The organism is Streptomyces sp. NPDC001292, assembly GCF_042896465.1.
Taxonomy (GTDB): Bacteria; Actinomycetota; Actinomycetes; order Streptomycetales; family Streptomycetaceae; genus Streptomyces.
Map to the genome: position 1 here is coordinate 121,961 of NZ_JBIAXG010000009.1, position 13,501 is coordinate 135,461.

Sequence of the window (13,501 nt, forward strand, 5' to 3'; positions counted from 1 at the left end):
GCCCCCGAGCGGCTACCCCCTGAGCCGCTCGCCCCGGACCGCTGACCGGCTCCCCCCACGCCACCGACCGGCCTGCCGGCCGCCGGTGCCGGCCGGTCAGTGGATCGGTCGTCAGACAGGCGCACGCCCCCCTCGCGCTCCGCCACACGTTCGAACCTTTCGGGCATCGTCCACCCCAGAACTCCCGGAACTGTCACAGGGGCTGCGCAACCGGCCGATACACGCTGTAATGACCAACGTGGTCAGTGAGGGCGCTACAGCACGAAGAACGAGAACCCCGCGGGCCGAACTCGCTCTCAGGACGCTCACCTCCGCTCCGGCCTCCGCCGACCGGCTGCGCCGCGTGCTGGAGCAGGCCCTGGTCTTCACCGGAGCCGCGTTCGCCGGCGTCTACGTCCGTGCCGCGACGGGCGAGGCCCTGTGCCTGTCCGAGTCGGCCGGCGTGCCGCGGACCCTGTACGGGCTGCGGGACAACTACCGCCTGGCCGGACGGTCCCCGGCGGCCGACGCGTGCCGCACCGGGCGGGCCGTGTGGCCGGAACCCGAGGAGCTCGCGGGCTCCGCCGACTTCCGGCGGATGCCGGCCGGAGACGTCGTCTTCCTGGCCGCGTTGCCCCTGCGCGGGCCGGACGGCGGCGCGCTGCTCGCCGTCACCGAGAAGCCGGGCGGCTTCGACAGCGAGGACCGCGCGTGCCTCGAACTGATCGCCGAGGCCGTCGCGTGCCCCGCCGCCGCGGAGGCCGCCCAGGGCGAGGAACTGCCACCGGACGCGTTCAGCCTCGCCATGGACAGTGGGAGAGTGGAGGTCGGCGACCGCATCCTGGACCTGTTCGGCATCGGCCGGTCCGGCTTCGACGGCAAGGTGGAGACGCTGCTCGCGCTGACCGTGCCGGAGGACCTGCCGTCCCTGATGTCCGTGGTCGAGGCCGACCACATGTCCATCGGCGAGCGCGAGCTGGAGTTCCGCGCCCTGCGACCGGGCGGCCCGCCCAGGTGGCTGCGGCTGCGCGGACGGCTGCTGCCCGGCGGCGAGGGCCGCCCGGCCCGCCTCGTCGGCACCGTCGCCGACGCCTCCACGCTGCGCCCCGGCGTCACCGACGTCGCCCGCGTCCAGCGGCTCGCAGCCGCCCTGGCGACAGCGGGCACCGTCCGGGACGTCAGCCAGGCGGTGGTGGCCGCGCTGCGCACACCCCTGGGGGCCGACCGGATCGCCCTGGCCGAGCTGGAGAACGACCGGCTCGTCGTCACCGTCCTCGACCCGCCCGAACCGGAGGCCTGGCCCGAGCTGTGGCGCCTTCAGTGGCGCACCGAGTGGCCGGACGCGCCGGTGCGGGCCATGCCCACCCTGGCCGCCGCCCTGCGCGAGGGCCGCGCCCAGATCTGGCCCGCCGGGGCCGCCCTCGAACCGGCCCTCGCCGACGTCGGCCCGGGCGGTCTCGCGGTGTTGCCGCTGCCTTCGGCCGGCCGCATGGCGGGCGCCTGCCTGATCGGCTGGGACACCCCGCACGACTTCGGCCCCGACGAGCGCGCCCTGCTCACCGCCTCGGCGGGCCTGGCCGGGCAGGCCCTGCTGCGCGCCCGCGCCTTCGACGCCGAGCACGAACTCGTCGGCATGCTCCAGCGCACCCTGCTGCCCCGCCGCCTGCCGGAACTGCCCGGTGGCGAGGCCGTGGCCCGCTACCTGCCGGCCACGGCCGGACTGGAGGTCGGCGGCGACTGGTACGACGTGATCCCGCTGCCCGACAACCACGTGGCCCTCATCATCGGCGACGTACAGGGACACAACGCGGGCGCCGCCACGCTGATGGGCCAGATGCGGACCGCCCTGCGCGCCTACGCCGCCGAGGGCCACCCGCCGGACGTGGTGGTCTCGCACGCCAACCGCCTCCTGCTGGAGATGGAGACCGACCTGTTCGCCACCTGCGCCTACGTCGAGGTCGACATGGAGCAGGGCTCCGCCTGGTGCGTACGCGCCGGGCACCTCCCGCCGGTGCTGCGCCACCCGGACGGCCGTACCGAGGTCGCGGAGGGCGAGGGCGGGCCCCCGCTCGGCGTACTGACGCGGGCCGACTTCCCGATGACCCCGCTGCGCCTGCAACCCGGCACGGTGCTCGCCCTGACCACCGACGGCCTGGTGGAGTCCGCGGACGCCGACATCGACGAGGGCATGGCGCGACTCGCCCACGGCCTGGCCGCCGCCGACCCCTCCCACCTCGGACTGGTCGCCGACGTCCTGCTGACCGGCGCGGGCCGCGACGACGACATCGCGCTGCTGCTGATGCGCTACGACGGCATGGCCGTACGCCCGCTCAGGGAGAGCTGGTCGGTGTGGCGGGTGCCCGAAGCCGTCCGGCACGCCCGCCGCTTCACCCGGCGCACCCTGCGCTCCTGGGGCGTGACGCAGGACGCCGACGCCGTGCTCCTTGTCGTGTCCGAGCTGGTCACCAACGCCCTCGTGCACACCGACGGCCAGGTCCGCCTGGACCTGACCCTCGTCAACCGGCGGCTGCGCGTCGCCGTCGCCGACGCCTCGCCCCGCACCCCGGTCAAGCCGACCAGCATCGGCTGGCAGGCCACCGGCGGCCGCGGCATCCTCCTCGTCGAGGCCATGTCGGCGGCCTGGGGAACCGTGCCGGCCGGCGGTGGCAAGCAGGTGTGGAGCGAGCTGGCGCTGTGAGACCGCCCGCGAGCCGGCGACCCGCCACACGGGTGCGCCGTGTCCCCGCCCGGCAGGTCGGGACCGCAGGGCGCGCCGGTGGTGCTTAGGGTCCTGGGCTGTGTCACACACCTTCGAAGAGCTCGTGGCCAAGCAGCGGGCGGCCGACGAGGCACACGCCCGGGTCGAGCAGCTGCGTCGGAACTACGGACCGCCCGCGCAGGCGCAGTGGACGGGAACGCAGAGCGAGACGTACGAGACGGCGTGGCGGGCCTGGCGCGACCTGGCCCGTGATCTCCAGGCCGCCCTGAGCGAGTACGCGAGCGACGAGGGCAAGCCGCGCACCGAGATCGAGGCCGACGTGGAGAGGGCGGCGCGCTCGGCCCCGGAGGCGGGCGAAGGCGGCCGGGACGAGGGCGGCGGAGCGGAGCAGCCGTGAGCCTGGCACGGCGCGGGCGCACCGCGCGCGGCGCCGGGGCCGGTGAACGGTTCACCGGCTTCCTGGACGCCCGGCTGCCGCTGTCCGAGGGCGGCGGGCTGATGCGCAAGGCGTTCCCCGAGCACTGGTCGTTCCTGCTCGGCGAACTCGCCCTGTACAGCCTGCTCGTGCTGGTCCTGACCGGTGTGTGGCTGACGCTGTTCTTCGAGCCGGGGATGCGCGAGGTCGTCTACACCGGTTCGTACGCGCCGTTGCGCGGGGTGCCGATGTCGGAGGCGTTCGACTCCACCCTGCGCATCAGCTTCGACATCCGCGGCGGGCTGCTGCTGCGGCAGGCCCACCACTGGGCGGCGCTCGTCTTCGTCTCCGCGATCGGCGCGCACCTGCTGCGGATTTTCTTCACCGGCGCCTTCCGCAGGCCCAGGGAGATCAACTGGGTCATCGGGGTGACGCTGTTCGCCCTCGCCATCGCCGAGGGCTTCGCGGGTTACTCCCTGCCCGACGACCTGCTCTCCGGCACCGGGCTGCGCATCGCGCAGGCGATCGTGCTGTCCCTGCCGGTGATCGGCACCTACGCCAGCTTCTTCGTGTTCGGCGGCCAGTACCCGGGGCACGAGCTCATCCCTCGGCTGTACAGCCTGCACATCCTGCTGCTGCCGGGCGTCCTGATCGCGCTGGTCGTCGTGCACCTGATCCTCGTCTTCCACCTCAAGCACACCCAGTGGCGCGGCCCGGGCCGCAGCAACCGCAACGTACTGGGCAAACCGCTCTTCCCGCAGTTCACCGCCTCCTCGGTGGGCCTGCAGTTCACCGTCTTCGGCGTGCTGGTCCTGCTCGCCGGGGTCGCCCAGATCAACCCGGTGTGGACGTACGGCCCCTACCAGCCCGACCAGGCGTCCACGGGCTCCCAGCCGGACTGGTACGTCGGGTTCCTGGAGGGCTCGCTGCGGCTGATGCCGGCCTGGGAGACGAACGTGGCCGGGCACACGATCATGTGGAACGTCTTCCTGCCGGCGGTCGTCCTGCCGGCGCTGCTGTTCGCCGTCCTGTACGCGTACCCGTTCGCCGAGCAGTGGCTGACGGGGGAGTGGCACCAGGAGCAGCACCTGTGCGACCGGCCGCGGGAGCGTCCCGTGCGCACCGGCCTCGGCGTCGCCGGGATCGTGTTCTACGGCGTGCTGCTGCTGGAGGGCGGCAACGACGTCATCGCCGCCACCTTCCGGGTCTCCGTGAACACGATCACCTGGGTGCTGCGGATCTCGCTCGTGCTGGCACCCGTCGTCGCCTTCCTGGTCACCCGGGCCCTGTGCCACGCCCTGCTGGCCAAGGAGCAGGAGGTCCTCGCCGAGGGCGAGGAGACCGGCGAGGTGCGGCAGTCCATCACCGGGGGCTACGAGAGCGACCACCGCCCCGTCGAGTCCCGCCGCCCCGGAGCCCCGGCGGGGCCGGTCGTCACTCGCCCCGGTGCACGTACTGGAACGCCATCCCCGCAACCCCCCGCACCAGCACCCCGAGACCGATGAGGAACAGCCACAGCCCGTAGACCACGCCCAGCGCGCTGACCGAGAAGCCCAGCGCGGTGATGATCGGCCAGGTGCTCTCGGGCGGGAAGAACTCCAGCGGCCCGGCGGCGTCGGCGACCTCGGCCCCACGGCGGTCCTGCGGGCGCACCCCCTTGCGCCGGTACTGGACCAGGCAGAAGAAGGAGACCAGCGCCGCCATTCCGCACGCGATGACCAGGGCCGCCGTGCCGGCCGGCTCGCCCGACCAGATGCCGTACAGGGCGGCGGTGCTGCCGAAGAAGAGTGCCACGCCGCCGAAGAGCAGGGCCTCGACCTTCATCGCCGTCCCTCCAGTTCCGCCCGCTGCACGATGTCGGGGTGGTGCAGGTCGAAGGCGGGGGCCTCCGAGCGGATCCGGGGCAGCGCGTCGAAATTGTGCCGCGGCGGCGGGCAGGAGGTCGCCCACTCCAGGGCGCGCCCGTACCCCCAGGGGTCGTTCACGGTGACCTTCCGTCCATGGCGTGAGGTGTGCCAGACGTTGTAGAGGAAGGGCAGGGTGGACGCGCCGAGCAGGAACGCCCCCGCCGAGGAGAGTGTGTTCAGGAGGGTGAAGCCGTCGGCGGGCAGGTAGTCGGCGTACCGGCGGGGCATCCCCTCCGCGCCGAGCCAGTGCTGCACCAGGAAGGTCAGCTGGAAGCCGGGGAACAGCAGCCAGAAATGGATCTTGCCGAGCCGTTCGTCCAGCATCTTCCCGGTGATCTTCGGCCACCAGAAGTAGAAGCCGCCGAACATCGCGAACACCACGGTGCCGAACAGCACGTAGTGCAGGTGCGCCACGATGAAGTACGAGTCGGTCACGTGGAAGTCCAGCGGCGGCGAGGCGATCAGCACGCCGCTCAACCCGCCCAGCAGGAACGACACCATGAATCCGATCGACCACAGCATCGGCGTCTCGAACGACAGCGAGCCGCCGCGCATCGTCCCGATCCAGGCGAAGAACTTGATCCCGGTGGGCACCGCGATCAGGAACGACATGATCGCGAAGAACGGCAGCAGCACCGCGCCCGTGGTGAACATGTGGTGCGCCCACACCACCGCGGACAGCATGGTGATCGCGATGGTCGCCCCGATCATCGGCAGGTACCCGAACTGCGGTTTGCGGGAGAAGACCGGGACGATCTCACTGACGACCCCGAAGAACGGCAGCGCGACGATGTAGACCTCCGGGTGGCCGAAGAACCAGAACAGGTGCTGCCACAGCAGCGCCCCGCCGTTGGCCGAGTCGAAGACGTGCGCCCCGAACTTCCGGTCCGCTTCCAGGGCGAGCAGCGCTGCGGTCAGCACCGGGAAGGCGGGCAGCACCAGGATCGAGGTGAACAGCACGTTCCAGGTGAAGATCGGCATCCGGAACATCGTCATCCCCGGTGCGCGCAGGGTCGTGATCGTGGCGATGAAGTTCACCGCGCTGAGCGTGGTCGACACACCCGTCACCACCAGTCCCATCGCCCACAGGTCGCCGCCCGCACCGGGGGAGTAGTAGGCGCTGTTCAGCGGCGCGTAGGCGAACCAGCCGAACGCGGCGGAGCCGCCGGGCACGAGGAATCCCGAGACGACCATGAGCCCGCCGAAGAGGTACATCCAGTACGACAGGGCGTTCAGGCGGGGGAATGCCAGGTCGGGGGCGCCGATCTGCAGCGGCATCACCGCGTTGGTGAACCCCGCGAACATGGGCGTGGCGAAGAGCAGCATCATGATCGTTCCGTGGACCGTGAAGAGCTCGTTGTAGGTCTGATTGTTCATGAACTGCAAGCCAGGGCTCACGAGTTCGGCGCGCATCCCCATCGCCAGCAGGCCACCCAGCAGGAAGAAGGAGAACGCCGTGACCATGTAGAGCTTGCCGATCACCTTGTGATCGGTCGTCGAGGCCCACTCCATCAGCTTTCGGCCGAGCGGGATGGTGGGGGCGGCGGGCCGCTCGGCGGCGGATGCGGGTGTTTCGGACATGTCGGTCATCGGCGGCGAGGCTACCGCCCTGCACCGCGGCCGGACCCGCGCCACGCCCTCGCCGGTCCGGCCCGCATCGGCCGAGCGGGGCCGGGTAGCCGCCGCGAATGGACACCACCTGGTACGAAGCAGCAGGCGCCGGCTCGGCCGCCGGGATCGCCGTCATCGTCGTCGGCGGACTGGTGATCGCGGCAGTCCTCGTGTGGGCCGTCCGGCTCGGCATCAGGGTCAAGCAGGGCGAGCCGAGGACTCCCTGGGGCGGCGAGCATCCGACGCTGCCGGAGTACGGACCCGTCCACGAGGCCCGGCATCGGCGCGAGGCCGCCGAGGTGCCCCGTGCGGAGGCGACCGGCCGGCGTCTGACCCCGCACGAACTCGGTTCCTCCGGCGGCAGGCGCAGCGAGGACCAGACGCGCCCGCGCTGGGACGGCGGCTCCAGTGGCTCGTTCGGCAGCGGAGGCTCCGGTGGCGGCTGACCAGGGAGGCCCGGGCACCGGGGGTTTGCCCGGGCCGCTTCCGGGGGACCCGGCCAGGCATGAGCACGGCGTTCCGGACGGAGCCGCCCCACAGCCCCAGACGCAGAAGGAAGATGAGGCGTCGTGACCGCGCACACCAGTGAGAAACGCCTGGTCCGGCACCCCGAGACGGGCTGGGCGCAGGCCCGCCGTCCGCGGGAGGAGGGAGTGCGCACCTGTCTCCCCGCACTCGAGGACCGCGGCGGCCCCCCACGGGACCCGGGCAACGAGTCGAACATAGTGCGCGGCGAGGACTGAGCCCGCGGGTCCGGGCGAGGGACACGGCGCCCAGGGAGACAGTCGGGGAGGGCAGATGGCGCGGGGCGCGCCCTTGTCAGCCGTGCGTCCTGGCCAGTAGTTCGAGGATGTCGGCGGTGGTGCCGGTCTCGCCGAGGCGCGGGAAGATCCGCTCCACACTGCCCCGGTGGGCCTCGGCGTCCAGGTCGCTCATGGCGTCGGTGGCCAGGGTGACGTGATAGCCGTGCTCGTAGGCGGCGCGGGCGGTGGACTCCACGCCGATGCTGGTGGCGATGCCGGCCAGCACGATCTGCGTCACCCCGCGGCGGCGCAGCTGCACATCGAGGTCGGTGCCGTGGAAGGCCCCCCAGTTGTGCTTGGTGACGGTGATGTCGCCCGGGTGCCCCGCCAGCTCGCCAACGATCACGTCCCAGCCCTCCGGGCGGCCGCCGCCGGAGCGCACCGCCTCGGTGCGGCCGGGCGGCACGTCGCCGAAGTCGGCGGCGAAGGAGACCCGGACCAGGACGACGGGCAGGTTCCTGGCGCGGAACGCGTCGGCGAGCTCGGCGGTGCGGGAGACCACCTCGGAGCCCGAGTGCGGCGCGGTGGGCGCGGCGACGATGCCGGCCTGGAGGTCGATCACGACGAGTGCGGTGCGCGGGTCGAGAGCGGTGACTGCCATGGGGGGTGCAGGCCTTTCAGGGACGGGCTTCTTTGGTGATGTGTGCTTGTCAGGGTCGGGTCAGGCGTGCCAGCAGGGCGAACGCCTCGAGGAGCGTTTCCCGTTCGGCCTCGGTGTAACGGTCCTGCAGGGCCCGGGTCAGCCACTCCTCGCGGATCTGCCGGTCGCCCGCGATGCGCTCGCGACCACCCTCGGTCAGGGTGACGAGCTGGCGTCGTCCGTCCTCGGGGTCCGGGCTGCGCCGGATGAGCCCGTGCCGCTCCAGGGCGGCGAGCGTGGCGGCCATGGACTGAGGGCGGACCCCCTCGGCGGCGGCCAGGGAGCTGGCCGTGGCGGCGCCGAGCTTGCCGACCAGGGTGAGCGCCGACACCTGGGGCGGGGTGAGGTCCTCGTCCCGCGCGACCTCACGGAGCCGGCGCCGCAGCCGGCTGAACACCACGCGCAGGTCACGGGCGGCCCGCGCGGCGGAGACGGAGACATCCGGCGGTACCTCGCCGGCCTTGTGATCCATGGGAGCACCGTAGAACCGCCCGGGCGGAACTGTCCAGCCTGGACTGAACAGTTTTGACTGAAGATCAACCAGGCGCCTCCCCCGCGCCACCCGCAGTACGCTGACCTCGTGCGTCTGCTGCTGATGTCCGACACCCATCTGCCCAAGCGCGCCAAGGAACTGCCTGCGCGACTGCTCGCCGAACTCCCGCACGCCGACGTCGTCTTCCACGCCGGAGACTGGGTCGACGCCGCCACGCTCGATCTGCTGGAGAGCCGCAGCCGCCGCCTGATCGCCGTGTACGGCAACAACGACGGCCCCGAACTGCGCGCCCGGCTGCCGGAGGTGGCCCACGCCGACCTGGACGGGCTGCGCTTCGGCGCCGTCCACGAGACCGGACCCGCCCAGGGCCGGGAGGCCCGCTGCGCCGCCCGCTTCCCCGACCTCGACGTCCTGGTCTTCGGCCACAGCCACATCCCCTGGGACACGACCGCGCCCTCCGGTCTGCGCCTGCTCAACCCGGGCTCCCCGACCGACCGCCGCCGTCAGCCCCACTGCACCTACATGACCGCCGGCGTCACGCGCGGCCGTCTGACCGACGTGGAACTGCACCGGCTGCCGCGCCGGACCCCGTGACGTGCCGGTGCCGCGCCGGGATCGCGTGACTTCCCGGGGCCGCGCGACGTCTGACCGCGCAGGAGGGCAGCCCCTGAGCTCAGGGGCTGCCCCGGGGTCACTCTTCCCTTTCTCGTTTCCGACTTCTCGGCGAGATCCGGGCCGCTCCGTGCGTGGCGGCGGCCCGGGCGTTGCGAGTATGCGTTGTCACGGACCTCCTTCCCACTCGGATGTGCTGCACATGTGCTGCAGAGGCCATGCATGCCTCATCCGTTGATGGCGCGCGTACCCTTCCCGCACCGCCTCACACCACCGAATCCGCAAAACCCCGGAGAAACCCGGAACAAGCCGGAAACAGCAGGTCACAGGGGCAACGAGGGACCGATCGAGGCTCACGAGCACCCTCCGCACCGGACATGGGGCCGGTGGCCGTCCGGTCAGGGACGCCGGAGCCGTCGTACGCCCACGATCAGCAGAGCCACCGCCAGGGCCGCGCCGACCGCCACGGCGGCACGCTTGGCGACCGGCACGCCGGCGGTGCGCAGCAGATCCAGCGGCTCGGGCTCCGCGTATCGGGCCGCGTGCTCCGCGGGCTCCTCGAGCACCTCCGTCGGGGCGCCACCGGCGGCGCCCTCGGCGGCCACGGGAGGCTTCTCGGCGAGGCGCTGCGAAAGGCAGTCGGCGAACTGCCCCACCAGCCGGTCGCCCACCTCCGCCAGCACTCCGCGCCCGAACTGCGCCGGGCGGCCGGTCACCGTCAGATCGGTCCGCACCGACACCGCCGTGGCGCCGCCACGCTCCTGAAGCGTGCCCGTGACGGTGGCGCGCGCCGTGCCCTGACCGCGCGTCTCCCGGCCGCTGGCGATGAGGACCATGCGGTGCGCCGCCTCGTCCTGCTCCTCGAAGACCGCCGTCCCCCTGTACGTCACCGTGATCGGCCCCAGCTTGACCTTGACCGATCCGGTCACGGTCTTGCCGTCGTACTCCTGCACGGTGGCACCCGGCAGACACGGCGCCACGCGTTCGATGTCCAGGAGCGCCCGCCAGGCGTCGTCGACCGGCACGGGCACGGTGAACTCGTGGTTCAGTTCCATGACTTCTCCTCGTACTCAGGCGGAGCCGGTCGCGTGGATGGCTCCGGCGGTCGCGGTCAGGGGCGCACCGGTGCCGCCCCAGCGCAGCGCGACGATCTCGGCCGCGACGGACACGGCCACCTCCTCCGGGGTACGGGCGCCGAGGTCGAGACCCACGGGGGAGCGCAGCCGGGCGAGCTCGTCCTCCGACAGGCCGGCGTCGATCAGCCGCTCCAGCCGGTCGTGGTGGGTACGGCGGCTGCCCATCGCGCCGATGTAGGCGGCAGGCCGGCGCAGCGCCTCGTCCAGCAGCGGCACGTCGAACTTCGGGTCGTGGGTCAGGACGCAGATCACCGTGCGCTCGTCGGTGTCCGTTGCGTGCAGGTAGCGGTGGGGCCAGTCCACGACCACCTCCACGCCCTCGGGGAAGCGTTTCGGCGTGGCGAACACCGGGCGGGCGTCGCACACCGTGACGCGGTAGCCGAGGAAGGCGCCGATACGGGCCACCGCGGCCGCGTAGTCGATCGCGCCGAACACCAGCATCCGCGGCGGCGGGGCGAAGGAGTGCAGGAACACCGTGACGGCGTCCTCGCGGCGCTCGCCGTGCGCCCCGTAGTGCCTGAGGCCGGTGGCGCCCAGGGCGAGTTCGCCGCGGGCGTCGGCGGTCACCGCCACGTCCAGGCCGGACGCGCCCAGCGTGCCCGCCACCGTATGGGGCCACACCGCGAGCGTCGCCCCGCGCGGGGCCGGTCCGTCGACCACGGTCGCCACGGTCACCGGGTCGCCCGCGGCGACGGACGCGGCGACCGCGCCGAAGGTCGGGTCGGACTCCTCAGTCACCGGCCGGACCAGCACGGAGATCTCACCACCGCAGGTGAGCCCCACCGCGAACGCGTCCTCGTCGCTGTAGCCGAACGTCGCCACCCGTGCCTCGCCGCCGGCCGCCACCTCCTGGGCCAGGTCGAACACCGCCCCCTCCACGCACCCTCCGGACACGCTCCCCACCACCTCGTCGTCCGGCCCCACGGCCATCGCCGCACCGGGTTCGCGCGGCGCGCTACGACTGACCGTGACGACGGTGGCGAGGCCGAACGGCACCCGCGCCGCGTACCACCGCTCCAGTACCGGAAGAATCTCCCGCACGCTCAGCTCCTCTCCCACAACCCCCGCGCCTCACCGGCCGTGTCCGTGCCGGCGCCCTGTACCACTGCCGCCAGACGCTCCAGCGCGGCCAGGCTGTGACCCTCGACGAAGTCGTCCACGCTGGGCAGCGCCGCCGCCATCCCGGCGGCGAGGGGCGCGTATCCCGGGCGAGCCTTGCGGGGGTTGGACCAGATCACCCGGTGCGCGAGCCGGTGCAGGCGCCGCATCTGGGCGGCGAGCAGGTGCGGGTCGCCGCGCTCCCACCCGTCGGACAGCAGTACCACGACGGCGCCGCGCGCCATGCCCCGCTGGCCCCAGCGGTCGAGGAACTCCCGCAGCAGCTCACCCAGGCGGGTGCCCCCGCGCCAGTCGGGCACGGCCTCGGCGACCGCGGCCATGGCCAGGTCCGGGTCGCGGTGCGACAGCTCCCGGGTCACCCGGGTCAGCCGGGTGCCGATGGTGAACACCTCCGTGCGCCGCCCCCGGGCGGCGGCGTGCGCGAAGCGCAGCAGCGCGTCGGCGTAGGGCCCCATGGATCCGCTGACGTCGACCAGCAGCACCACCCGCCGCGGCCGCTTCGCGCGCGCGTGCCGCCGCAGCAGCGCGGGCTCGCCGCCCAGCCGGAGCAGTTCCCGCACGGTGCGGTGCGGGTCGACGTCCCCGCGCCGGGCCGGCCGTCGCCGCGCGGTGCGCCGCGGCTGCCCGCGCAGCGCGAACGCGGCGAGCAGCCGGCGCACCTGCGCGCGTTCCGCGGGGTCCAGTTCCGCCACGTCGCGGTGGCGCAGCACCTCTGCGGAGCTGGCGAGCGTGGCGGTGGGCGGCCCCTGCGGCTCCTCTCCGGGCGGTCCGGTGCGCGCCCCGGCCGGCGCCTCCCGCAGGACCAGCCGCGGCCGGGGCGGGGGAGCGGTCCGAGCCGGGCGGGCCGGTGTCCCGTCGGTGCCGAAGTACGCGGCGAACACCCGCTCGTAGCGTTCCAGGTCGTCCCGGTCCCCGCACAGCGTCACCCGGCCCGCCCAGTACACGTCCGTCCGCAGCCCGGGGCGCAGCGCGTCCACCGCGCACAGGAAGGCGTGCACCCGCTCGGCGCTCGCCGCGACCCCGGCTGCCCGCAGCGCCCGCGCGAAACCCAGCAGCGCGGCGTCGCCCCCCGGCCCACGGCCTTCACCATGCCCGCCCGCCCCCGCGGCCGTGCTGGGGCCCACGCCGCCCGTGATGTTCGCGGTCGGGAGTCGTCCCCGCCGTTCCCCGGCCACGCCGATCACGCTCCCCGTCCCGCGAGGACCGCGGCGAAGTCCAGACCACGGGCCCGGTCGGTGTCCTCGCGGTACTTCAGCACCGATCCCAGGGTGGCCACCGCCAGCTCCGCGTCCACCTCGTCGGCCCCGAGGGCCTCCAGGGCGCGTGCCCAGTCCAGGGTCTCGGCCACACCCGGCGGCTTGAGCAGGTCCTCGGCGCGCAGGGCCTGCACCAGCGCGGTCACCTGCTCCGCGAGACGGGCCGACACCTGCGGCAACCTGCGCCGGACGATGGCGAGTTCGCGGCCGAAGCCGGGATGGTCGAACCAGTGGTACAGGCACCTCCGCTTCAGCGCGTCGTGCACCTCGCGGGTGCGGTTGGAGGTCAGGACGACCACCGGCGGCACCTCGGCCCGCAGGGTGCCCAGCTCCGGAATCGTCACCTGGAACTCCGACAGCACCTCGAGCAGGAACGCCTCGAACTCGTCGTCGGCGCGGTCGATCTCGTCGACCAGCAGCACCGACGGCTGCGTCTGCAGAGCCCGCAGCAGCGGCCGGGCGACCAGGAACCGCCGGTCGTACAGCTCGCGCTCCAGCCGCTCGGCGTCCCTGACCCCGGCAGCCTCGGCGGCCCGCAGATGCAGCAGCTGACGCGGGAAGTCCCAGTCGTACAGCGCCTGGGAGGCGTCGATGCCCTCATGGCACTGGAGCCGGATCAGGGGCGCGTCGAGTGCCTCGGCGAGGGCGGAGGCGAGCGCCGTCTTGCCGACGCCCGCGTCGCCCTCGCAGAAGACCGGCCGGTGCAGCCGCAGCGCCAGGAAGCAGGCGATGGCGAGCCCGTCGTCGACGAGGTAGCCGGTCTCCTCCAGACGGGAGCGCACCTGCTCGGGGCTGTCCATGGAAGTGATCG

14 protein-coding genes are annotated in these 13,501 nt (G+C 73.2%); 6 read left to right on the forward strand and 8 right to left on the reverse strand.

Going from position 1 to position 13,501, the window contains the following annotated elements; all coding sequences use genetic code 11:
* Positions 1-229: 229 nt before the first annotated feature.
* From ACFY4A_RS13105 to ACFY4A_RS13115, 3 genes are all read left to right on the forward strand, one after another.
* Positions 230-2,677, forward strand: a complete 2,448-nt coding sequence (locus ACFY4A_RS13105) for a SpoIIE family protein phosphatase (protein ID WP_390829498.1) — start codon at positions 230-232, stop codon at positions 2,675-2,677.
* A gap of 100 nt (positions 2,678-2,777) precedes the next feature.
* On the forward strand, positions 2,778-3,095 hold the full coding sequence (locus ACFY4A_RS13110) for a hypothetical protein (RefSeq protein WP_390829499.1): 318 nt from the start codon (positions 2,778-2,780) through the stop codon (positions 3,093-3,095).
* Complete coding sequence (locus ACFY4A_RS13115) at positions 3,092-4,618, forward strand: cytochrome bc complex cytochrome b subunit (protein ID WP_390829500.1); 1,527 nt, start codon at positions 3,092-3,094, stop codon at positions 4,616-4,618. Before ACFY4A_RS13110 ends, ACFY4A_RS13115 begins: the two co-directional genes overlap by 4 nt.
* On the opposite strand, the gene ACFY4A_RS13120 is transcribed toward ACFY4A_RS13115, so the two are convergent.
* Complete coding sequence (locus tag ACFY4A_RS13120) at positions 4,548-4,937, reverse strand: cytochrome c oxidase subunit 4 (protein WP_390829501.1); 390 nt, start codon at positions 4,935-4,937, stop codon at positions 4,548-4,550. The two genes, ACFY4A_RS13115 and ACFY4A_RS13120, sit on opposite strands and share 71 nt — an antisense overlap.
* The gene (gene ctaD / locus ACFY4A_RS13125; RefSeq protein WP_390829580.1) at positions 4,934-6,601 is read right to left on the reverse strand and encodes a cytochrome c oxidase subunit I; all 1,668 of its coding nucleotides are present in this window, start codon (positions 6,599-6,601) and stop codon (positions 4,934-4,936) included. Before ctaD ends, ACFY4A_RS13120 begins: the two co-directional genes overlap by 4 nt.
* Positions 6,602-6,708: 107 nt before the next feature.
* Here ctaD and ACFY4A_RS13130 point away from each other — a divergent pair, with 107 nt between their 5' ends.
* The gene (locus tag ACFY4A_RS13130; RefSeq protein ID WP_390829502.1) at positions 6,709-7,077 is read left to right on the forward strand and encodes a DUF6479 family protein; all 369 of its coding nucleotides are present in this window, start codon (positions 6,709-6,711) and stop codon (positions 7,075-7,077) included.
* Between the two features lie 123 nt (positions 7,078-7,200).
* A complete protein-coding gene (locus ACFY4A_RS13135) occupies positions 7,201-7,374 on the forward strand; it encodes a hypothetical protein (protein ID WP_390829503.1) in 174 nt (57 codons plus the stop codon).
* 76 nt (positions 7,375-7,450) lie between these two features.
* Here the strand turns inward: ACFY4A_RS13135 and ACFY4A_RS13140 are convergent, their stop codons facing one another.
* Positions 7,451-8,035, reverse strand: coding sequence for a hydrolase (locus ACFY4A_RS13140; RefSeq protein ID WP_390829504.1), 585 nt, complete (start codon positions 8,033-8,035; stop codon positions 7,451-7,453).
* 49 nt (positions 8,036-8,084) lie between these two features.
* Positions 8,085-8,546 carry a MarR family winged helix-turn-helix transcriptional regulator gene (locus tag ACFY4A_RS13145; protein WP_390829505.1) on the reverse strand — a complete coding sequence of 154 codons (462 nt, stop codon included), beginning with the start codon at positions 8,544-8,546 and terminating at the stop codon, positions 8,085-8,087.
* Positions 8,547-8,654: 108 nt separating this feature from the next.
* Between ACFY4A_RS13145 and ACFY4A_RS13150 the strand changes: the two genes are divergently transcribed.
* A complete protein-coding gene (locus tag ACFY4A_RS13150; RefSeq protein WP_390829506.1) occupies positions 8,655-9,161 on the forward strand; it encodes a metallophosphoesterase family protein in 507 nt (168 codons plus the stop codon).
* Positions 9,162-9,577: 416 nt separating this feature from the next.
* Here ACFY4A_RS13150 and ACFY4A_RS13155 read toward each other — a convergent pair whose 3' ends face one another.
* Genes ACFY4A_RS13155 through ACFY4A_RS13170 form a run of 4 tightly spaced genes read right to left on the reverse strand, consistent with a single transcriptional unit; the run spans position 9,578 to position 13,490 of the window.
* On the reverse strand, positions 9,578-10,234 hold the full coding sequence (locus ACFY4A_RS13155; protein WP_390829507.1) for an SRPBCC family protein: 657 nt from the start codon (positions 10,232-10,234) through the stop codon (positions 9,578-9,580).
* 15 nt (positions 10,235-10,249) lie between these two features.
* Positions 10,250-11,356 carry an XdhC family protein gene (locus tag ACFY4A_RS13160; RefSeq protein WP_390829508.1) on the reverse strand — a complete coding sequence of 369 codons (1,107 nt, stop codon included), beginning with the start codon at positions 11,354-11,356 and terminating at the stop codon, positions 10,250-10,252.
* Between the two features lie 2 nt (positions 11,357-11,358).
* Positions 11,359-12,558, reverse strand: coding sequence for a VWA domain-containing protein (locus ACFY4A_RS13165; RefSeq protein WP_390829509.1), 1,200 nt, complete (start codon positions 12,556-12,558; stop codon positions 11,359-11,361).
* Between the two features lie 56 nt (positions 12,559-12,614).
* Positions 12,615-13,490 (reverse strand): AAA family ATPase, encoded by an 876-nt coding sequence (locus tag ACFY4A_RS13170; protein ID WP_390829510.1) that lies wholly within the window; start codon positions 13,488-13,490, stop codon positions 12,615-12,617.
* Positions 13,491-13,501: the final 11 nt, after the last annotated feature.